At 73.5% G+C, this 20,610-nt stretch carries 20 protein-coding genes; 2 read left to right on the top strand and 18 right to left on the bottom strand.

Translation table 11 applies throughout. From position 1 onward, the window contains the following. The first annotated feature begins 118 nt into the window (after positions 1 to 118). On the top strand, positions 119 to 490 hold the full coding sequence (locus BLS67_RS24160) for a VOC family protein (protein WP_207500661.1): 372 nt from the start codon (positions 119 to 121) through the stop codon (positions 488 to 490). A gap of 51 nt (positions 491 to 541) precedes the next feature. Here BLS67_RS24160 and BLS67_RS16195 read toward each other — a convergent pair whose 3' ends face one another. Together BLS67_RS16195 and BLS67_RS16190 are read right to left on the bottom strand one after the other, a co-directional pair. Then, entirely contained in the window at positions 542 to 1,663 is a 1,122-nt protein-coding gene (locus BLS67_RS16195; protein ID WP_091247077.1) for a serine hydrolase domain-containing protein, read from the bottom strand. Beyond that, entirely contained in the window at positions 1,660 to 2,421 is a 762-nt protein-coding gene (locus BLS67_RS16190; RefSeq protein WP_091247075.1) for an IclR family transcriptional regulator, read from the bottom strand. The genes BLS67_RS16195 and BLS67_RS16190 overlap by 4 nt, the downstream gene beginning before the upstream one ends. Before the next feature lie 47 nt (positions 2,422 to 2,468). Between BLS67_RS16190 and BLS67_RS16185 the strand changes: the two genes are divergently transcribed. After that, complete coding sequence (locus BLS67_RS16185; RefSeq protein WP_091247073.1) at positions 2,469 to 4,316, top strand: FAD-dependent monooxygenase; 1,848 nt, start codon at positions 2,469 to 2,471, stop codon at positions 4,314 to 4,316. Between the two features lie 3 nt (positions 4,317 to 4,319). Here BLS67_RS16185 and BLS67_RS16180 read toward each other — a convergent pair whose 3' ends face one another. The 16 genes from BLS67_RS16180 to BLS67_RS16110 all read right to left on the bottom strand — a co-directional run bounded on the left by BLS67_RS16180 (position 4,320) and on the right by BLS67_RS16110 (position 20,483). After that, the gene (locus tag BLS67_RS16180; protein WP_091247072.1) at positions 4,320 to 5,201 is read right to left on the bottom strand and encodes an EamA family transporter; all 882 of its coding nucleotides are present in this window, start codon (positions 5,199 to 5,201) and stop codon (positions 4,320 to 4,322) included. A gap of 3 nt (positions 5,202 to 5,204) precedes the next feature. Further along, positions 5,205 to 5,912, bottom strand: a complete 708-nt coding sequence (locus tag BLS67_RS16175; RefSeq protein WP_242654132.1) for a class II aldolase/adducin family protein — start codon at positions 5,910 to 5,912, stop codon at positions 5,205 to 5,207. Positions 5,913 to 5,955: 43 nt separating this feature from the next. Next, positions 5,956 to 6,747 (bottom strand): IclR family transcriptional regulator, encoded by a 792-nt coding sequence (locus BLS67_RS16170; protein WP_091247068.1) that lies wholly within the window; start codon positions 6,745 to 6,747, stop codon positions 5,956 to 5,958. A 24-nt stretch (positions 6,748 to 6,771) separates the two neighbouring features. Next, the gene (gene phtC / locus BLS67_RS16165) at positions 6,772 to 7,488 is read right to left on the bottom strand and encodes a 3,4-dihydroxyphthalate decarboxylase (protein WP_091247064.1); all 717 of its coding nucleotides are present in this window, start codon (positions 7,486 to 7,488) and stop codon (positions 6,772 to 6,774) included. After that, positions 7,485 to 8,711 carry an NAD(P)/FAD-dependent oxidoreductase gene (locus BLS67_RS16160; RefSeq protein WP_091247062.1) on the bottom strand — a complete coding sequence of 409 codons (1,227 nt, stop codon included), beginning with the start codon at positions 8,709 to 8,711 and terminating at the stop codon, positions 7,485 to 7,487. The genes phtC and BLS67_RS16160 overlap by 4 nt, the downstream gene beginning before the upstream one ends. Before the next feature lies 1 nt (position 8,712). Then, complete coding sequence (locus BLS67_RS16155; RefSeq protein ID WP_091247060.1) at positions 8,713 to 8,907, bottom strand: ferredoxin; 195 nt, start codon at positions 8,905 to 8,907, stop codon at positions 8,713 to 8,715. Between the two features lie 23 nt (positions 8,908 to 8,930). Next, positions 8,931 to 9,740 carry a 3-(cis-5,6-dihydroxycyclohexa-1,3-dien-1-yl)propanoate dehydrogenase gene (gene hcaB / locus BLS67_RS16150; RefSeq protein WP_091247059.1) on the bottom strand — a complete coding sequence of 270 codons (810 nt, stop codon included), beginning with the start codon at positions 9,738 to 9,740 and terminating at the stop codon, positions 8,931 to 8,933. Further along, positions 9,737 to 10,126 (bottom strand): hypothetical protein, encoded by a 390-nt coding sequence (locus tag BLS67_RS16145; RefSeq protein WP_207500659.1) that lies wholly within the window; start codon positions 10,124 to 10,126, stop codon positions 9,737 to 9,739. Before BLS67_RS16145 ends, hcaB begins: the two co-directional genes overlap by 4 nt. Beyond that, positions 10,123 to 10,794 carry a 3-phenylpropionate/cinnamic acid dioxygenase subunit beta gene (locus BLS67_RS16140; RefSeq protein ID WP_091247057.1) on the bottom strand — a complete coding sequence of 224 codons (672 nt, stop codon included), beginning with the start codon at positions 10,792 to 10,794 and terminating at the stop codon, positions 10,123 to 10,125. Before BLS67_RS16140 ends, BLS67_RS16145 begins: the two co-directional genes overlap by 4 nt. Further along, positions 10,791 to 12,239, bottom strand: coding sequence for a Rieske 2Fe-2S domain-containing protein (locus BLS67_RS16135; protein ID WP_207500658.1), 1,449 nt, complete (start codon positions 12,237 to 12,239; stop codon positions 10,791 to 10,793). The genes BLS67_RS16140 and BLS67_RS16135 overlap by 4 nt, the downstream gene beginning before the upstream one ends. A gap of 80 nt (positions 12,240 to 12,319) precedes the next feature. Further along, positions 12,320 to 13,786: an aldehyde dehydrogenase family protein gene (locus BLS67_RS16130; RefSeq protein WP_091247055.1), complete on the bottom strand. Its 1,467-nt coding sequence runs from the start codon at positions 13,784 to 13,786 to the stop codon at positions 12,320 to 12,322. A 34-nt stretch (positions 13,787 to 13,820) separates the two neighbouring features. Continuing rightward, the gene (locus tag BLS67_RS16125; RefSeq protein ID WP_091247053.1) at positions 13,821 to 14,594 is read right to left on the bottom strand and encodes an SDR family NAD(P)-dependent oxidoreductase; all 774 of its coding nucleotides are present in this window, start codon (positions 14,592 to 14,594) and stop codon (positions 13,821 to 13,823) included. Then, positions 14,591 to 14,881 (bottom strand): hypothetical protein, encoded by a 291-nt coding sequence (locus tag BLS67_RS24155; RefSeq protein ID WP_207500656.1) that lies wholly within the window; start codon positions 14,879 to 14,881, stop codon positions 14,591 to 14,593. Before BLS67_RS24155 ends, BLS67_RS16125 begins: the two co-directional genes overlap by 4 nt. Further along, on the bottom strand, positions 14,878 to 16,866 hold the full coding sequence (locus BLS67_RS16120; RefSeq protein ID WP_207500654.1) for a hydantoinase B/oxoprolinase family protein: 1,989 nt from the start codon (positions 16,864 to 16,866) through the stop codon (positions 14,878 to 14,880). Before BLS67_RS16120 ends, BLS67_RS24155 begins: the two co-directional genes overlap by 4 nt. 13 nt (positions 16,867 to 16,879) lie before the next feature. Continuing rightward, a complete protein-coding gene (locus tag BLS67_RS16115) occupies positions 16,880 to 18,979 on the bottom strand; it encodes a hydantoinase/oxoprolinase family protein (protein ID WP_091247051.1) in 2,100 nt (699 codons plus the stop codon). 130 nt (positions 18,980 to 19,109) lie between these two features. Next, positions 19,110 to 20,483: an SLC13 family permease gene (locus BLS67_RS16110; protein WP_091247049.1), complete on the bottom strand. Its 1,374-nt coding sequence runs from the start codon at positions 20,481 to 20,483 to the stop codon at positions 19,110 to 19,112. Positions 20,484 to 20,610 lie beyond the last annotated feature (127 nt).

Genomic DNA, 20,610 nt, shown 5'->3' with positions numbered 1-20,610 from the left:
CCCTCGGCGGCCGGGACGTCGCGGCCATCGGCTCCGGTGACGACCGCACCTGGAACACCTACGTGGCCGTCGCCGAGCGGACGCCATCGCGGCCCGCGCCGTCGACCTGGGCGCGACCGTGGTCTCCCCGCCCGAGGACGCCGGCCCCGGCGGTCGCGGAGCTGTGCTGGCCGACCCCGCGGGTGCGCGGGTCCGGCTGTGGCAGGCTCGCCGCCGACCGGGTGCGCAGGCGGTCAACGAGCCCGGCGACCACCTGGAGTCCTCCGTGGACCCCGAGATCTGCACCCGGCAGGCGCAGGCGCCCGACGGGTTCGAGCACGTGATCGGGTCGCTGGCCGCGCTGCCCGAGGGCGAGGCACCGCGCTGGCACGTCGCGTTCACCGTGGCCGACCGGGACGACGCCGCGGCCACCGCCGAGCGCCTGGGCGGCACCGTGCTGGGCACGTCCGACACCGACTGGACCCGCACCGCGACCGTCCGCGACCCGTAGGGCGCCGTGTTCACCGCCAGCCAGTTCGCCCCACCGACCGCCTGGGACTGATCAGGCCACCGCGTCGTGGGCGGCCTGCCAGAACTCCTCGGGGCCGTCGTGCGAGCCGGTCATCATCCGCTGGGTGAGCAGGACGGCGACCAGGTCCAGCGACGGGTCGCAGTAGGCCGACGTCCCGGTGCCCCCGGTCCAGCCGAACCGGCCCGTTGTCGTCCACGGGTCGGTGACCTCGAGGGTCAGCTCCAGGTTGCCGGTCGCCCAGGTGCGGCCGGGCCCGAGGAAGGTCTGCGCGGCGGCCCGCTGGCCGTCGGTCAGCCCGTCGCGCAGCACGTCGGCAGCCCGCACTCCGCCGGGGAGCGCGTCGTCCGCGATCGCGCCCAGGAACGCGCAGACGTCGCCCGCCGTGGAGAGCAGCCCACCACCCAGCGACTCGAAGGCCGGGGGCCGGGACCAGACCCCGTCGGCCGGGTCGAGCACCTCGAGCCCGTCGTCGCCGGGTGCGTACTGCACCGGCAGCCGGTCGGCGTCCCAGAACCGGGTGCCGGTGAGCCCGAGCGGGCCGGTCACCCGCTCGGCCAGGAGGTCGGCCACCGACCGGCCGGTCACCCGGGCCAGCAGGACGGACAGGACGTCGCTCCCGGTGTGGTACCTCCACCCGGCCCCCGGCTGGTCCGAGAGCGGCAGCGCGGCCAGCCGGCCCAGCCACTCGTCCGCCGACGCCGACGGCGGCAGCGGGCCCGGGCTGACCTGCCGCTCCCACATCGCGTGGGCCAGCGGCGACTCGTCCATGCGCAGCCCGGTGCCGGCGGTCATGTGCAGGAGGTCGGCGACGGTGATCGGCCGCTGCGCCGGGACGACGTCGGTCAGCTCGGCGTCCGGGTGCGCCAGCACCTGCGGGTCGGCCAGCTCGGGCAGCCAGCGGGCGACGTCGGCGTCCAGGTCGAGCAGGCCGTCCGCGGCCAGCGACAGCGCCAGCACCCCGCCGAAGGGCTTGCTCACCGACGCGACCCGGAACGGGGTGTCGACGGTGACCGGGTCCGCTCCCCCGACGGCCAGCGTGCCGGTCGGGTGGACCGTCGTCGTCCCCGCGTGCCGGACGGCGACCACCGCACCGGGGTACCGACCTTCGGCCACCTGCCGGTCGACGAGGGCGAACAGCTCCGAGAACGTCATGACCCAGGAGACCGCGGCCGACCCCGGGACTCATCGGTGAGGTCGGCGGCGACGGCGGCCGCGGTGGAGGTCAGCGCCGTGACCCACCCGGGCAGGCGGTCCCGGGAGAACCGCACCCGCGGCATGGCAAGGGAGATCGCCGCACCCCCCGGGGCGCCGGGGACTGGGACACCGACCGCGGTCAGGCCGACCTCGGTGGCCTGGTCGTTGAGCGCGAACCCGCGCCGGCGGACGCCCCGCAGGTCACGGTGCACCCGCTCGGCCTCCGCCGGGTCGAGCTGGCCGAGCAGGGCCGCGAGCGCGTCGGTGTCCCACCCGGCCAGCAGCGCCTTGCCGGCCGCGCTGCGGTGCGCAGGCAGCGTCCGCCCGGTCCGGTCCCCGACCCGCAGGACCGCGTCGCACTCCACCGTCGCGACGAACCGCGTCACCCCCCCGGCCGGGACCACCAGGTGCGCGCTCTCGCCCTGCTCGGCGACCAGACGGCGCAGGTGCGGCAGCGCGGCGTCGCGCAGGTGCGAGGAGGCCACCGGTGCCACTGGCTCCCCGAGGACCGGGCCGGGGGCGTAGCGCCGGTCGGGCAGCTGGACGGCGAAGTCCCGGTGCACCAGAGCGGCCAGCAAGCGGTGGGCGGTCGAGGGCGCGACCCCCAGCCGGGCCGCCGCGTCGGTGAGCCGGGTCGGGCCCTCCTGGCGGAGGAGCGCAGCGAGCAGCAGGGCAGCGTCGACCGAGCTGAGTGGGTAGGTGGGCGCGTTCCGCATGGCAGAAAAGACTGTCTCAGGCCGCCGTTCCCGCCGCACCGTGGGGCATGCAGTTCTACCTCGACGGCTACCGCCCCGGCGACCCCTTCGTGCAGCCGCCGGCGCCGGGGGTGGCCGACCGCCCGGCCGGGCTGCCCGAGCGCACCGACGTGCTGGTCGTGGGCACCGGGCCGGCCGGGATGGTGCTGGCCGCGCAGCTCGCCCGGTTCGCCGACGTGGACACCCTGGTCGTCGACCGGCGACCCGGGCCGCTGGAGGTGGGCCAGGCCGACGGCGTCGCCTGCCGGACGGTGGAGATCTTCGAGGCCTTCGGGCTGGCCGATCGGCTGGTCACCGAGGCGTACTGGGTCAACGAGGTGGCGTTCTGGCGCCCCGACCCGGCGGACCCCCGCCGCATCGTGCGCACCGGCCGCGTGCTGGACACCGAGGAGGGTCTGTCGGAGTTCCCGCACGTCATCGTCAACCAGGCGCGGATGCTGGCCTACTTGCGGGAAGACCTCGCCCGCGCCGCGACGCGGCTACCGGTGCACCACGGCTTGCAGCTCGTCGACCTGCGGGTCGAGGACGGCGGCGACCACCCGGTGGTCGTCGTCCTCGAGGACGCCGCGACGGGCGGGCGGGCCACCGTGCGGGCGCGCTACGCGGTCGGCTGCGACGGCGCCCGCAGCGCGGTCCGGACGGCGATCGGCCGCGAGCTGGTCGGTGACCGGACCGACCAGCGGTGGGGCGTGATGGACGTGCTGCCGGTGACCGACTTCCCCGACATCCGGCTCAAGGCCACCGTGCACTCGCACGGCGAGGGCAACATCCTGGTCATCCCGCGCGAGGGCGGTTACCTGGTCCGGTTCTACATCGAGCTCGACGGGGTGCGGGACGCCGGCGAGGTCGACCCCACCCGGCTGACCGAGATCGCCAACCGGATCCTGCACCCCTACACCGTCGAGGTCCGCGACGTCGGCTGGTGGTCGGTTTACGAGATCGGCCAACGGCTCTGCGACCGGTTCGACGACGCACCGGACGACGGCTCCCGAGGCCCGCGGGTCTTCATCGCCGGCGACGCCTGCCACACCCACAGCGCCAAGGCCGGCCAGGGCATGAACGTCTCGATGCACGACGCCTGGAACCTGGGCTGGAAGCTCGCCGCAGTGCTGCGCGGCGTCGCCCGACCGGAGCTGCTGTCCACCTACACCGCCGAGCGGCAGGTGATCGCCCAGGAGCTCATCGACTTCGACCGGCGCTTCGCCGCGCTCTTCAGCGCGCCGCCCGGCGAGGCCGACCCGGAGGAGTTCGAGCGGTACTTCGTGCAGCAGGGTCGGTTCACCGCCGGCACCGCGACCCGCTACGGGCCGTCGATGACCACCGCCGCGACCGACCATCAGGAGCTGGCCACCGGCTACCCGGTCGGCATGCGGTTCCACTCGGCGCCGGTGGTGCGGCTGGCCGACGCCAAGCCGGTGCAGCTGGGCCACGCGGCGCGGGCGGACGGCGCCTGGCGGCTCTACCTGTTCGCCGACCGGGACACCACCCGGTTGCGGGAGCTGTGCGAGCACCTGGCGTCACCGGCCTCCCCGGTGGCCACGTACACCCCCGACGGCTGGGACCCCGACTCGGTCCTCGACGTACGGGCGGTCTACCAGCAGGGTCACCGCGAGGTGCCGGTGGAGTCCGTGCCGGTCGCGCTGCGGCCGCGCAAGGGACCGCTGGGGTTGGTCGACCAGGAGAAGGTCTACTGCCCCGACCCCCGGGCCGAGGACGTGTTCGACCTGCGCGGCATCGACCGGGAGGCCGGCTGCGTGGTCGTCGTCCGGCCCGACCAGCACGTTGCGCACGTCCTGTCACTGGACGCCCGCGGCGAGCTGTCCGCCTTCCTCGGCGGGGTGCTGCTGGCCCGCTGAGCCCTACCCGAGGACGAGTGCGACGACGCCGACACCCACCAGCGCGACCCCCGCGACGGCCACCGGCCGCAGCCGGGTCTCCCGGCCCAGCAGCAGGCCGAGCGGGAGGACGACGACCGGCACGGCCGCCGACACCACCACCGCGACGGCCACGGGCACCGTCTGCGTCGCAGCGACCAGGCAGGTCTGCGCCCCGATGGTGAGCACCCCGGACAACACCCACAGCCGGCGTCCGGCAGGGTCGGCGGAGCGCAGCGCGGCGAGCAGGCCGCGGCGGTCGCCGGTGACCAGCAGCAACGCGAGCAAGCCGGCCACCGCCCCGATCAGGCTGCCGGCCACCGGTTCGGCCCAGATCCCGACCGCCGCTCCCCGGGCCACGTTGCCCAGCCCATAGGCCGCCGCCCCCAGCAGGGCCAGCCCGGTACCGGGCAGCAGCCACGACACCGGGTCGGCGCAGGACGAGGGCACCCGGGTGACCAGGACCAGGCCGACCAGGACCAGTGCCCCCGCGAGCACGGCCGGCGGGGCGAGTGCCTGGCCCAGGAGCAGCCAGCCGCCGAGGGCGGCGAAGGCGGGGTTGGTCGTCTGCAGGGTGGCGGCCCGGGTGGGCCCGATCGCGGTGATGGACCGGAAGAACGTCCGGCGGCCGAGGAACGAGGTCAGCAGGCCGCCGAGCGCGAACAGACCCAGCGCCGGCCAGTCCACCCGGCTCGGCGGACCGGTCAGCGCGGCCTGGGCACCCAGCAGCACCGCCGCGCCCAGGACGTTCGCGAGCAGGGCGAGGGCGAACCCGGGGGCCTGGTCCAGCCGCGCCGAGGCCACCGGGACCAGCAGCACGTTGGCGCTGAACAGCAGGAGCGAGGCGACCGCCAGCGCCTCACCCACCGGTCATCCGCGGACCGGGGGGAGCCCGCGCACCAGGAAGTCCCAGACCGCGCCCAGGGCCCGGTCGTTGTAGACGTGCTCGCGCTTGGCCCGCGACTCCTCCGGGGGCGACCAGGTGGGCCACCCGCCGGCCGTATGGGTGAGGATCTGCTGCCGGCAGGCCTGCTCGAGCACGACCGCTGCAACGGTGGCGGCCCGGACGTCGGGGCCGACGGCGACGATGCCGTGGTTGACCAGGAACACCGCCCGCGCCTCCCCCAGCGCCAGCGCGACGGCCTGCCCCAGCTCCGTGGTCAGCACCAGGTCGGCGGTGTCGGTGAACCGGGGCACCCCGGGCGGCACGAACAGGTTGGCCGCGTGGCTGACGGGACGCAGCTCCTGCCCGGTCGCGGCCAGGGCGACCGCGTGCGGCGGGTGGGTGTGCACGACACCGCCCACGTCGGGCCGGGCGGCCATCACCTCGGTGTGGATCGGGTACTCGCTGTGCCGTGGACCGTCGCCCGCGAGCACCTCCCCGGCCGGGGAGACCAGGTGCACCCGGTCGGCGGTGACCTCGCCCAGGCCCCACTCGGCGGACTTCAGCCACACCCCGCGGCCCTGCGGATCACGGGCGGAGGAGTGGCCCCAGATCAGGTCGTCCTGCCCGGCCGCGGCCAGGACCCGGCAGGAGGTGGCGACGTCCTCGCGCAGCTGGTCGGTGGGGTCGCTCACGGGTTCTCCGTCCATCGGGGTCGGACCCCGCGGACGCGGGGCCTCAGAGCAGCAGCCGGTCGATCTCCTCGACGGCGGCGAACAGGTGGTCCAGCACGTCCTGCCGGACCTCCGGGGAGAGCCGGCTCAGCGGCGCCGACGCGTTCACGGCCAACCGCGGCGAGTGCCGCGCCGGCAGCGCGACCGCGAGCGAGCTCACGCCCTCTTCGCTCTCCTCGTCGCTCGTGGCGAATCCCCGCACGCGCACCTCGTCCAGGACCTCGAGCAGCCGGGTGCGGGTGCCGATCGAGTGCGGGGTCAGCTGGCGCAGCTGCTCGTCGGGGTAGAGCCGATGCAGCTCCGCCTCGCGGAGACCGGCCAGCAGGGCCTTGCCGTTGGAGGTGCAGTGCGCCGGGATGGACCGGCCCAGCCGGCCGCCGACCCGCAGTGCCCGGCTGCTCTCGATGGAGTCGATGAAGTGCACGTCGGCGCCCTCGAGCCGGCCCAGGTGCACGGTCTCCTGCAGGTCGGCGTTGAGCTTCTCCAGCACCGGACGCGCCCGGGCGCGGACGTCCAGCCGCCGCAGCACACCCATGGCCAGCCCGTCCAACGCCGGACCGGGGACGTACCCGCGGGTCGCGGCGTCCTGCCGCACGTACCCCCGGAACTGCAGCATCGCCAGCAGCCGGTGCGCCGTCGAGGACGCCACCCCCAGGTACTGGCTGACGTCGGTCAGCCGGAGGGAGGGACGTTCGCCGAGCAGCAGCAGCACCTTGAGCGCGTTGTCCACCGACTCGATCGGGTACTGCGGCGGGGCGCCGTGCTCGGGCGCGGGCGGGTAGAGGGCGCCGTCCATGACTGCAGCCTAGGTGTCCCCCGGTCACGGGAGGTTCGCCAGTTCGTGCCGCCAGGCGGTCGCGTGGTTGAAGCCCGAACCCAGGTCGGGCAGCTCGGCCAGGTCCTCGGCCGGTAGGTCGACCAGGGTCCCCCCGGCGGAGACGACGGCCAGCTCCAGGCGCGCCAGCCGGTCCACGGACAGGGCGTGCAGCACCGCCTCCTCGACGCTGCGCCCGGTGCTGGTCAGCCCGTGCCCACGCAGCAGCACCACCGGCCGGTCGCCCATCGCGGCCACCATCTCCCCGGCCAGGCGGCGGTCCCGGACCAGGACGCCCCGCGGGTAGACGGGGACGCCGGCGGCTGCCAGCTTCGTTCCGGGCATGTCGAAGGCGCCGACGACCGGGCGGACGGCCAGCCCGGCGAGGTCGGCCGCGACCACGGCCGGGGGGTGGGCGTGCACGACCGCGGCCACGTCCGGTCGGGTCCGCAGCACCTCGGTGTGCAGCGGCAGCTCGTTGGGCACGGTCCACTCCCCCAGCTCGCCCTCGGCACCCGGCTCGCCGTCCAGGGTGACCAGTTGGACGTCCTCGGCGGTGGTCCAGCGCAGCCCGCGCTCCTGCGGGCCGCGGCAGCGCACGAGAAGCAGGTCGTCCTCGACCCGCAGGCTGACGTGCCCCAGGTAGCCGTCGGCCAGGCCGCGGGCGGCGAGCACCCGGCAGGCGTCGGCGACGAGCTGCCGCTGCGCCGCGAGGGTGCTCACGCCGCCGCCTTGGCCGGGGGCAGCGCCGTTACCTGGGCCACCGCGTCGGCGAACCCGGCGCCGGCCGAGACCAGGCGGCGGCAGGTGACCAGCGCCTTGGGCCAGTTCACGGTGACCGCGCCGCGCAGCGAGCCCTCGTCGTCGGTGTAGAGGACCGCGCCCCGCGCGGTGTCGCCGTCCAGGGTGCCCACCAGCTCGTGCCGGGTCGCGCGGGCAGGTCTGCCGACGATCTGGATCCGCCAGTCGTACTGGTCGCTCCAGACGTACTCGACGGGGGCGTGGGCCCGGAGGTCGTCGGGGTGGGCGATGTTGTGCGCGGCGACCACCGCGGAGTCCACCGCATTGGTCCAGTGCTCGACGCGCAGGTGCTCCTCGTGGCCGGGGTGGTACCAGCGGGCCAGGTCGCCCACCACGTAGACGTCCGGGGAGTCGACGGCGCGGCAGTGCTCGTCGCAGGTGACCCCGTTCTCCACCAGCAGACCCGACGCAGCCAGCCAGCCGTCGTTGGGAGTGGCCCCGATCCCGACGACGACGGTCGCCGCCGGCAGCGACGTCCCGTCGGTGAGGGTGACCGTGAGGTCCCCCGCCCCGCCGGTGACCGACTCCACCCCGGTGCCGAAGCGGGTGCCGACCCCGTGCCGGGCGTGGAGGGCGGTGAAGTGCCCGCCGACCTCGTCGCCGACCACCCGGCCGATTGGGGTGGGCAGCGGGTCCACCACGGTGACGTCGCGGCCCAGTGCGTGCGCGGTGGCGGCCACCTCTGCCCCGATGAACCCGCCGCCCACCACCACGACCGGGCCCTCGTCGGCCAGGTCGGCACGCAGTGCCCGGGCGTCGGCGAGGGTGCGGACGACGTGCACCCCCGACCCCACCGGCCAGGGCGAGGGACGGGCCGCGGCGCCCGTGGCCAGCACGACGACGTCCCAGTCCAGCACCGAGCCGTCAGCCAGGTGCAGCTGCTTCCCGGCGACGTCCAGCCGCTCGGCAGCGGCACCCAGCCGCAGCTCGACGTCGAGCTCGGTGGCCTGCTCGGCGGTCAGGAGCCGGATCTTCGCGGTGTCCCAGGCGCCGGCCAGGAACTGCTTGGACAGCGGCGGCTTGTCGTAGGGCAGCTCGGACTCCTCGCCCACCAGCACGACCCGGCCGGCGAAGCCTGCGCTGCGCAACGCCTGCACGGTGCGCACCCCGGCGACCGAGGACCCCACGACGACGACGGTGGGCACGTCAGTCCTCGACGGCCAGCGCGCTGACCGGGCAGCTGCGCGCCGCCTCCTCGACCCGCGCCCGGTCGGACTCGGGGATCTCGTCCTTCAGCAGCACCACGACGCCGTCGTCGTCGATGTCGTAGACGTCGGGGGCGCCGGTGATGCAGTTGCCGTATCCCTGGCAGGCCTCGTGGTCGGCGGTGATCCGGGGCATGGTGCTCTCCTCTCGTCGGTGGATCAGGAACGCTTGCGCGGGGCGGCGCCGAGGCCGATCCCGCCGTCGGGGTGCAGCGAGCCCCCGGTGATACCGCGGGAGCGGTCCGACGCCAGGAACACGTAGCTCCAGGCGTGGTCGGCGGCGGTGAGCGCGACCTGCAGGGGCACCCGGGCGGCCAGCTCGGCCGCGCGCCCGGGGGTGTCGCCCAGGCTGCGGTCGGCGGTACCCAGGCTGGCCGGTCCGCGCAGGTCGGTGCCCAGCGTCCCGCCGGGGGCCACGGCGTTGACCCGGACCTCGGGGGCCAGGTCGTGGGCGAGGGCGGTGACCAGCCCGCGGACGGCGAACTTCGAGGCCAGGTACAGCACGCCACCCCGGCCGGGGTGGTAGGACGACGTCGACTCGGTCAGCAGGACCACCCCGTTGCCGGCGGCCTGCAGGTGCGGGAGCGCGGCCTGCACCGAGCGCAGGTGGGACAGCACGTTGGTGTGGAAGACCTCGTCGAAGGCGGACTCGAGCAGGCCGGGGTCCAGGTCGACCACCGACCGGTAGAAGTCGAAGATGCCGACGCAGTTGACCAGCAGGTCCAGCCCGCCGAAGGCCTCCACCGCCGCGGCGACGGCGGCCTCGTTCGCCCCCTGGGAGGTGGCATCGCCCGCGGTGACCGGGACGTCGGGCTGCTCGGTCCGCAGCGCCCGGCACTTGTCCGGATCGCGCTCCAGGACGGCGACCCGGGCGCCTTCTGCCAGGAAGGTGTCGACCACCGCCCGCCCGATGCCCGACCCGGCGCCCACGACCAGGGCACGGCGTCCTTCGAGCCACCCGCCGGTCACTGGCTGCCGCCCTCGACGGTCTCGGGTCCCCCGCCCTCGCGGACCGAGCCGTCGGTCACGACGCCGCCGGTGGACTCGGGGATCAACGGCCCGAAGGGGTTGCCGATCATCGCCGAGAAGGTGGCGGTGTTCTGCCAGGTCAGCGCCTCCACCTGCATGGGGTCCAGGGCGACCCACTGGCCCGACTTGGGCGACTCGACCAGCAGGCGGGAACCGTTCCTGGTGTCCACCCGGCGCACCCGGACCTCGGCGAACTCGTTGGCGATCGTCAGCGGCTCGCCCCGGGCGCCGGCCACCAGTGCGGCGTGCTCGGCGGCGGCCCGGCGGGCGGCTGAGGCGTCGACGTCCTCGCCCTCCCAGGAGAGCGGCTCGCGGGGCGCGGTCACAGGAAGATCGCCAGGTTCTGCATCCGCATGACCGAGTCGTCGACCAGGATCACCCGCCGGGCGAGCTTCCAGTGCCCGTCGACCAGCCGCAGCAGGTCCTCGCGGCCAGCCGAGATGAAGGACCCCTCGCGCACGTCACCGCGGTTGCGGAACAGCAGCGTGGCCGACTCCACCACCAGGTGGTCGGCGTCGTCGGTGGCGAACGTGCGCACGTTGGAGAGGTGGTGCCGCAGCCGGGACGGCGGGTCCTCGGTCCAGGCGTGCTCGGTGAGGAAGCGGGCCACCCGGCGGGACAAGGAGTACTTGTCCTCGTCGAAGTGCGCCATGCCGCGCGCGGTGTCGTAGCCCGCGCCCAGGGCCGTGGTGACCCGGACCGGCATCAGGTAGTGCACGTCCTCGGTGATCAGCTCCAGCCAGTCCTCGTAGGCCTGGGCGTCCAGCAGCCAGGCCTCGTCGACCAGCCAGTGGTGGGCCTGCAGGTGCCGGGGGTCGTCGAAGGGCAGGCTGGCGCCCACCCGCTGCACGCGGGAGGCGTGCCGGCCGAGGACGGACTGCTCGCTGAGGGTCTGTGCGTCGTCGCCGGTCGGGTTGCCGGCCGGCACCGGGTGCGGGTCGGTGATCGCGGTGACGGCCGCGCTCGGCGGGGCCTGCGGCAGGTCGGTGCTCATGCCTGCGCCACCGCCCCGCCGGGCAGCTCCGCGTCGTTCGCGCTGGGCGAGGTGCGACCCGCCGCGTCCTGGGCCCCGGCCCCGGGTCCGCCCACGGTGAGCGTCGCCGCCTGCACCGGCGGCTTCTCCAGGTCGTCGGCCCAGCGGTTGAGCAGGGCACGCTGGTTGTGCTCGGAGTACCCGGTGCGGGCCTCGCCCGGGCCGTGGAAGGCGTCGGGCCCCAGCGGCGGGACCACCGGCTCGTCGTCCTCGAGGATGCCCATCCGGCTGTTGAGCAGCAGCCGCCGGGCCATCGAGCCGGCCGCGGTGTTGGTCAGGGAGACCCAGTTCTCCACGTCGTCCTGCTCGAACATGCCGGTCGAGCCGAAGCACATCAGGTAGGCCTTGTAGCTCAGCGCCTTGAACTCCTCCGGGGCCTCCGCGTCGACGGCGAACCAGGACAGCACTTCGGTCTCGTCCTCGCTGATCGGCTGCCACTGGCGGATGGAGATGAACGGCAGCACGTCGTCGGACTCCCCCACCCGCGGCCAGTTGTGCACGAAGGAGAGGTTCGGGTAGATCGACGCGGCGCTGATCATGAAGCCGTCGTCGCCGATCACCTTGAGCTGGTCGTCGGTGAACTGCTCCTTCATCCGGTCGACCATCTCCTGCGGGTAGCCGACGTAGCGCAGCCGCTCGTCCAGGTCGCCGTCGGGCAACTTGTAGGTGGTGCCGCCGCCGGCCCCGGCCCAGTAGGTGGCGCCGTCCTTGCGCTTCTCCGCCTTGGGCTCGCGGAACAGCCCGATCTCCACGACCGACGTGTGGGTCTGGGGCGTGTGGTACATGTCGCCGGCGAAGTTCTCGGCGCCAATCTTCCAGTTGGCCTTGACCCGCCAGCGCTGCGGACCGCGCAGCTCGATGCCGCTCGCCGACTGCTTGGTGTAGTAGTCGAGGTAGAAGCGGAAGTCGCCGAGGAACTCCTCCAGCGGGGGCGCATCCGGGTCCATGGACAGGAAGATCATCCCGTTGTAGGTGGCCAGGCTCGGCGCCGGCAGCAGCCGCTGGCCCTTGCGCTGGAAGCCGGCCTCGCCGCCGTAGGCGTCCTTGTGGAACGGCAGGCCGACGATGCGGCCGTCGTTGCGGTAGGACCAGCCGTGGTACGGGCAGCGGAAGTGGCTGGCGTTGCCGACCTCGGCGCGGCACACCTGCATGCCGCGGTGCAGGCACATGTTGAAGTGGGCGCGGACCTCGCCCTGCTCGTCCCGGGTGAGGATGAAGGAGTCCTCGAGCACCCGGCGGACGACGTAGTCACCGGGCTGGGCGATCTCGGACTCGTGGCCGACGAAGACCCAGGCGCGGGAGAAGACGCGCTCCTTCTCCAGCTCGAAGATCTCCCGGTCGTTGTAGACGTGCGCCGGGATCATGCCGCGCCGCACGTCGGCCAGCACGGTGGTCTGGTCCGCCATCGTTGACTCCCCCTCGTTCCTTCTGTCTAACAGAACTATTCTCTTCCTAGTAGAGACCAGACCGCCCGGTCCGTCAACCGTCACTCCAGGACGACGGTGACCGCCTTGGTCTCGGTGTAGGAGAGGAGCTCGTCGACGGACTCCTCCCGCCCGACGCCGGAGGCCTTGACCCCGCCGAAGGGCAGCCCCCAGTAGTGCCGGGAGGAGCCGTTGACCCACACGTAGCCGGCCTGCAGCGCGGCGGCCATCCGGTGTGCCCGGGTGACGTCAGAGGTGAAGACGCCGGCGGTCAGGCCGTACTCGGTCCGGTTGGCGATCGCCACGGCCTCGTCCTCGTCGCGGAAGGTGAGCACCGACAGCACGGGGCCGAACACCTCCTCGACGGCAGCGGGGTTGTCCGCCGTCATCGGGCCCAGCACGGTCGGGGCGACGTACCAGCCCTCCGCACCCACGGTGTCCGGTCGACCGCCGCCGACCAGGACGGGCGCCCCGGCGGCGGTGGCCGCCGCGATGGCCCGCATCGACTTCTCGTACTGCCCACGGTCGACCACGGGCCCCATCTGCGTGCCGGCCTCGAGCGGGTGGCCGACCCGGATGGCCCGGACCTGCTCGACCACCGAGGCGAGCACCTCGTCGGCGATCGTCTCGTGCAGCAGCAGGCGACTGGTGGACCCGCAGGACTGCCCGGCCGTCGCCGTGAAGTTCATCCCGAACACCGCGGCGTCGGCTGCCTTCGCCAGGTCGGCATCGGGCATGACCACCAGGGCGTTCTTCCCGCCGAGCTCCAGCGTGACGTGCTTGACCCCGTGCTCGGCGGCCTGCCGCTGGATCAACCGGCCGGTCGGCTCCGCGCCGATGAACCCGATCCGGCGGATCAACGGATGGGCCACCAGCGCCGCACCGGTCGTCGCCCCCCGGCCGCTGACCACGCCGCACAGGTCCGGCCCGAACACGTCGGCGGCGAGCTCGGCCATCCGCAGGGCCGACAGCGGGGTCTGGTCGGGCGCCTTGAGGACGACGGCATTGCCGGCCACCAACGGGGCCGCCACCTTGCCGGCCGCGAAGAACAGCGGGTGGTTGAACGGGACGATGCGACCCACCACGCCGTATGGCTCCTGCGTGGAGTAGTGCAGGTTGCCCGACAGCGGGTAGGTCGACCCGCCGAGGGACAGCGCATGGTCGGCCATGATCTCCAGCAGCGTGGCGGCGGCCCCGACGTCGGCCTGCATGACCGGCAGCGGGAACCCGGCGTCCAGCGCGTCCAGGGTGGCCAGCTCGTCGGTGTGCTCCCGGAGCAGCGTGGCGAACTCCCGCACCTTGCCGGCCCGCGCCCGGGCCGGGACCCGGGCCCATGCCCGCTGGGCCTCCCCGGCCGCGCGGACCACGGTGTCGACCTCGGCGGCCGAGCAGTCGGGGGCGTCCGTCATCGTCCGGCCCGTCGTCGGGTCCTCGACGTCGTACCGGGCGGCCGTCGGCACCGCCCGCCCGCCGAGTTGGATGTCGAGGCCACGGTCCAGTGCGGTCCTGGCTGTCTGCAGATCGGTCACGAGGTCTCCTCCGTCGTCGGGCGCGGGTACGGGGTCAGCGGTGCAGGACGCCGCCGTTGACGCTCACCGTCTGGCCGGTGACCCACCGGCTGTCGTCGGAGAGCAGGAAGGCGACCACGCCGACCATGTCCGCGGGTTCGGCATCCCGGTGCAGCGCCTGCGCCGCCTGCATCGCGGTCCGCTGCTCCGGGGAGACGGTGGTGCGCGGCACCTCCGTGTAGGTGGGGCCCGGCGACAGGGAGTTGACCCTGATCGAGTCGCCGCCCAGCTCGTGCGCCATCGCGTGGGTCATGCCCGCCACCCCGCCCTTGCTGGCGATGTAGTGCAGGTATCCCGGCCGGCCCAGCCAGACCGCGTCGGAGCCCACGTTGACGATGCTCGCGCCGTGGCCGGTCCGGGCGCCCTCCCGCAGGACGGGCAGCAGCGCGCTGGTGACCAACCAGGGACCGCGCAGGTTCACCGCCATGAGCCGGTCCCACTCCTCGGTCGGGATCTCCCAGAACGGCCGCATCGTGATCGTGGAGAAGATCGCTGCGTTGTTCACCAACCCGTGGACCGCGCCGAACTGCGACGCCACGGTCTCGGCGAAGGAGGTCACCGCCGCCGGGTCGCCGACGTCGAGCGGCACGAAGGTCGCCGCACCCCCGGCGCCCACCAGGTCGGCGACGACCGCAGCGCCCTTCTCCGCGTCGAGGTCGGCCACCACGACCGTCCCCCCGTCGGCGACGATGCGCTGGGCGTAAGCCCGACCCAGGCCCTGCGCGCCCCCGGTGACGAGGACGACCCGGCCCACCAGTGGGCCCGTCACCGGGCCACCACCGAGCGGGTGCGGCCCGACGGCTCGTCGCCGGGCACGATCTCCGACTGCAGAAGCGTCAGGCACCCGGGGCAGAAGGTCTGCCGCAGGACGACGGGGCGGTCGGCGAAGTGCCCGGAGTCGGCCCGGACGGACGGTCCGGCGGTCCGCGGGTCGGACTCGCGGACGCGGGCGTCGCGCAGCGGCTGCTGCGCCACCCCGAGCGCGGCGTCGCAGTGCCGGCAGTTCACCGCTCCGGCGTCGTCCTGGACCAGGTTCTCGTCGATGTGGACGGTCATGCCGGGACCTCCTCGGCCCCGAGCCCCGCCCGGCTGCGCCGCAGCGCCGCACGGCGGGTCGTGGTGGCGTCCTCGTCGACGGCGCCCCGGTCGTCGACGACGACCCCGTACACGTCGCCGGCCCCGGCCGGGGACACCTTGTGGGCGGCCACGTCCGCGGCCACCGCGGCCGGGTCGCGGCGCAGAGGGTCGCCGTAGCCACCCCCGCCCTGCCAGTGCGTGTAGTAGACGTCGGCGGCGCCGAGGTCGGTCTCGTGGTGGGTGGGCACCAGGTCGGTGGTCCCGGCGAGCTCGTCCAGGGATGCCGGGATGCGCCCGGCGGCGAACCGCGCGTGCACGTCGGTGTTGCGCACCAGGACGTCGTGCTGGGTCCCGGCCGGCAGCCCGCCGGAGAGCCCGCCGGCCAGCGGGAGTGCCTTGCCCGGGGCCGAGACCACCAGATGCACCCCGCCGAGCGGGCTGTCGTACGGGATGAAGCAGCTGGAGGCACCGACCCCGCCGCGGAACCGGCCCGGTCCGCCCGAGTCGGGCTCCTCCCGGCGCCAGAGGTAGAGCATCGGGAAGGCGAACTCGTTCATCTCGACGTCGGCGACCCGGCCCATGGGGATGCAGGCCAACCCGCCGGTGTCGACCCCGTCGGAGTCCGACCGGGCACCCAGGCCGCCGGCCATGGAGTCGCAGAGCATGGTCACGAAGCCACCGCCGCGCTGGTCGACCCCGGCGAGCAGCGCGAAGTCCCAGGTGCCGCAGCAGACGCTCATCAGGCGCTTGCGGTGCTCGGGGTGGGTGTCGAGCATGCCCGCGAGGCACTCGGTCGCGACGTTGGTGGTGGCCCACCCCGAGGCGACCGACGCCTTGCCGATGCCGGCCGGGAAGGTGCAGTTGTTGATCGTCCCGGGCTCGCTGATGATCTCGATGCACCGGTAGATGCCGCCGCAGGCCCACGGGATGTCCCCGCACACCATGGTCAGCAGCACGGGCATGATGCCCCCGCGCAACCCGGCGAACGTGCAGTTGATCAACCCGTCCACCTGCGGGTCGGTGCCGGTGAAGTCGAAGACGAGCCGGTCGTCGGTCTTGGTCAGCGTCAGCACGATCCGGTAGATGCCGCGGTCGCCGGAGCGCGCGGAGTCCTGGTGGGCCACGGAGCTCCACGAGCCGTCCGGGATCTCCCGGAGCTTGGCCCGTAGTCGCTGCTCGGCGTCGTCCATGGTCCGGCGCATCACGGCCTTGACGACGTCCGCGCCGTACTTGTCGCACAGCGCCCGCAGCCGCTCGTGCGCGACGTTGTTGGCGCCGATCTTGGCCCGCAGATCCAGCGCGACGAGCTTGGGCACCCGGGAGCGACGCAGCCAGACGTCCTCGATGTCCTGGCGGATCTCCCCGCCCTCCACGATCTTGACCGGTGGCGTCGGGAGGGATTCCCAGAAGACGTCGGTCGCCCCCACCGACCAGCTGCCGGGCGAGACGCCCCCGAGGTCGACCTGGTGGGCGACGGCGCCGGTCCAGCAGAAGAGCTCGCCGTCCACGAACAGCGGCGCGAACAGGCTCGTGTCGTTCTGGTGCAGCCCGCCGCCGACCCATGGGTCGTTGCACAGGAACATGTCTCCGGGGGCGATGCCCGGCCGGGCACACCGGTTGCGGAGCGTCCAGTTGGCAGCCATGTCCAGCGACGCGGCCAGCTCGGTGTTGTACAGACCGACCTGGACGACGTCACCGACCTCGTCCATGATCGCGGCGTCGAAGTCGTTGCAGTCGGTCACCACGACCGACCCCGACATGCGCTTGAGGGCCTCCCCCATCTCCTCGGTGATCGAGGTGAGGCGGTGCCGGACGACCTCGTAGGTCAGCGGGTCGAGGGCGTCGACCACCGACCTGTCGACGTCGTGCAGCCGGACGGAGTCCCCGACGATGCGGCGGGTCTCCTCCGGGGTGGTGGGGAGGTTGGCGAACTTCTCGGAACCGGCGACGGGGATGACGGGCACGTCAGCTGTCCTCTCAGGCCTGGGTGTAGCGGATGACGAGGTTGCCGAGCCGGTCGACCCGGCCGACGCAGCCCTCGGGCAGGGCGACGGTGGTGGTGGGGGCCTCCACGACGGCGGGGCCCTTGATCTCGTGGCCCTCGGCGAGGTGCCGGTAGTCGTAGATGTCGGCGTCCTGCCAGCCGCGTCGGGCGTCGAGGAACACCCGGCGGCTGGTGACCGGACGGGCGTCGCCGTCCGCCGGGCCGACCGGGGTGAGCCGGGGACGGATCGGCAGCACGCCGACCGCCCGGGTCCGGTAGGTGATCAGCTGCAGGCCGGCCTCGGCGAAGCCGGAGCCCTTGCCGTAGAGCTGCTCGTACCGGTCGCTGAAGGCCGCGCCGACGCCGGCCAGGCCGGCCTCGTCGAGGTCGCCGACCGGGACCGGCGTCGCCACCTCGGCGAGCTGCATCGTGTAGCGCAGGTCGGCCTCGGACCGGTATTCCACGTCGGCGAACCGGAGCTGCTGGGCGGCGAGCCGCCCGTCCAGCTCCGAGCGCAGCTGCTGGAAGGCACCGTTGAACTCGGCCGGGTCGGGCGGGAAGTTCGTCGGGGACGACAGCTCGGCGGTCAGCACGATGTCCGAGGCCGCGAGCCCGTAGGCGGAGAACACCGCGGCGGTCGGCCCGAGGGGGACGACGACCTCGCCGATCTCCAGGTCGGCGGCGTAGCTGGCGCAGTGCATGGGTCCGGCCCCGCCGAACGCGTAGAGGACGAAGTCGCGGGGGTCCTGCCCCGACGTCACGACGACCTTGCGGACCAGGTCGGCGGTCTGGGCGTTCTGGATCGCGTAGATCGCTGCGCACGCCTCGTCCACGGTCAGGCCGAGCGGTTCGGCGATCTTCGCCCGGACGGCCTCGGCGGCCAGCTCGACGGAGAGCTGCTTGCGACCGCCGAGGAAGTTGTCCGGGTTGACGATCCCCAGCAGGAGGTCGACGTCGGTCACCGTCGGCTCCGTGCCGCCCTCGCCGTAGCAGGCCGGCCCGGGGCGGGCCCCGGCGCTGCGCGGTCCGACGTGCAGGTTGCCGCCGGCGTCGACCCAGGCGATCGCACCCCCGCCGGCACCGATGGTGTGCACGTCGACCATCGGCACGTTGACCTGGTACTGGTTCAGCACCGTGCTCGTGGTGGAGACCGCCTCGCCGTCGACGACCAGGCCGGCCAGGAACGTCGTCCCGCCCATGTCGGTGGAGATCACGTTGCGGTGCCCGAGCTCGTCGGCGAGCCGGGTGCAGCCCACGACCCCACCGGTGAGCACCGAGCCGATGGTGGTGATGGCCCGGGACGGCGCGTCAGCGGAATCGACGCAGCCGCCCGAGCCCTGCATCACCAGGAGAGAGCCGCTGAACCCGCGCCTGCGGAGCTCGACCTCCAGCGGGCGCAGGTAGTCCCGCAACCTCGGCCCGACCTGGGTGTTCATGATCGTGGTGGCGCTGCGGGCGTACTCCCGGATGCGCGGGCTGACGTCGCTGGACAGCGCCACGTACAGGCCCGGGACCTCCTCGGCCACGATCTCCCCGACGCGCTGCTCGTGTGCCGGGTTGCGGAAGCTCCACAGCAGGCTGACCGCGATGGCCTCGGCACCGGCGGCGACGAGTTCCCGGACCGCGGTGCGGGTGCCCTGCTCGTCCAGCTCGACGACCACGGAACCCTTGTGGTCGATCCGCTCGTCGATCTCCCGGATCAGCTGCGGGGGCACGAGCGGCCGCGGCTTGTCGGTGCGGACCATGTCCTGCACCTGGTCCGAGCCCAGCCCGGCGTAGCGGCCCTCCAGGTTCATGATCGCGATGGAGTCGCCGTGACCGCGGGTGGTCAGGAAACCGACCGTCGCGACGTCCCCGGTGACCAGCGCGTTCAGCGTCGAGGTCGTGCCGTGGACGATGTAGTGGGTGTCGGCGAGCAGCGCACCGGTCGCCACGCCGAGCTCGGCGGACAGCTCGTCGAGAACGGTCAGGAACCCGCGCGCGAAGTCAGGCGGCGTGGACGGCGTCTTGACGCCCGCCACCCGTCCTCCCTCGTCCGCAACGAAGGCATCGGTGAAGGTGCCGCCGATGTCGATGCCGATCACGTAGGCCATGTCGCCTCCTGGGCGCGTCCGGGTGCACCGCGCCCAGGTGGTCGAGGGGCAGTGGAGATGTGATGGGGACCACTGGAGCAAACACCCCAGGTGCTCTGCTGTCCAGTAACTGATTCCTGTTAGCAGAACGCTAGGAGCTGGGCAGGATGAATATCAGCCAGGTGATCACCGGGGCGGTGACGACCATGGCCAAGCCCCAGATGAGCATCGTGCGGAAGAGCGGGCCCCGGTCGGCCTCCGGTGCGTTCGCCAGCGTCAGCGCGCCGACCGAGGAGAACGGCGTGGAGTCCACGACCGTGGCCGAGATCGCCAGCGCGATCACCATCGACGTCACCCCGACCTCGCCCTGGACCAAGAACGGCACGGCCAGCGGGATCAGCACGCCGAGCAGCCCGGCCGAGGAGGCGAACGCCGAGGTGATGGCGCCGACGAGGCAGAGCAGGAACGCCGTCAGCAGCGGGTTGCCCAACCCGGCGATGCCGTTGCCGACCACGTCGATGGTCCCGTAGCGCTGCAGGGCGCCCACGAAGGTGACGACACCGCAGATCAGCAGCACCACCGACCAGACGATCCGTCGGTCGGCCTGCTCGAAACGGGACGGGAACATCAGGTGCAGCAGGGCGGCCGCGATGAGGGCGAGGAACCCGATCTCCAGGTCGAAGACCAGGGCGCCCACCGCGACACCCAGGATGACGACCAACGTGATCACCTGGTCCAGCCGCAGCGCGGTCTTCACCGGGGCCACGTGCGGCGCGCGGGTGGTGGTGTGCGTCCCGCCGGTCGCGGTCTCGCCGGCCGCGGTCTCGTCGGCGCCGACGCCGGCGACCACCGGGTCCTCGACCCTCGGCTGCGTGCGAGCCTGCAGGTCACCGGCCGAGGCGACCCGGTCCCGACCCTCGCGGATCAGGGTCCGGCCGCCGAAGATCAGGTAGATCACCACGGCCAGGCCGACGTTGTAGGCCGCGTTGCCGAAGAACAGCTCGGCGGCCGAGACCCGCAGCCCGTTGGCCTCGGCCACCTGCCGGACGATGATCGCCAGGCCGTTGAGCGGGGAGAAGTTCCCCAGGCACGACCCGTGCATCACCATCAGCGCGGCCATCCGCCGGTCCACGCCGTAGCGCTCGCCCAGCCGCAGGCACAGCGGGGCCAGCATGGCGACCCCGGCCGGGCCCAGTGCGCCGGCGAGGGTGGGGATAGCGGAGAACACGAAGATCAACCACGGCACCAGCGCCGGCCGGTCGCCGAGCAGGCCGATGGCCCGGTCGACCAACCACTCCAGGGTGCCGTTGACCGCCGCCAGCCCGAACAGGTAGGTCACCCCGACCAGCAGCACGAACAGGTCGGGCGGGAACCCGGCGAGCAGCTCGTCGACGGTCTCGTTCGCCACGAGGGTCCCGATGAAGAACGTGGCGATGAGGGCGAGCGCGCCGATGTTGACCGGCCGCAGGGTCCCGATCACGAAGACCAGGACCAGTGCGGCGATGCCTATGACGTGGATGGACACGGTTCTCCCAGCCGGGCGGGATGACGGGGAGGGTGATCCCGTCGTCGGTGACGGAGGTGCGGACCGCATTTCTCTGCGGTGCAGAGTCCCTTTCTGGCATAGTCCCCGGGAGCGTGTCAACCGTCAC

Origin of the sequence: Klenkia soli (assembly GCF_900103975.1) — a bacterium.
GTDB lineage: Bacteria > Actinomycetota > Actinomycetes > Mycobacteriales > Geodermatophilaceae > Klenkia > Klenkia soli.
Note: the sequence above shows the minus strand (reverse complement) of the source record. Positions and strands in the feature narration are given on the sequence as shown.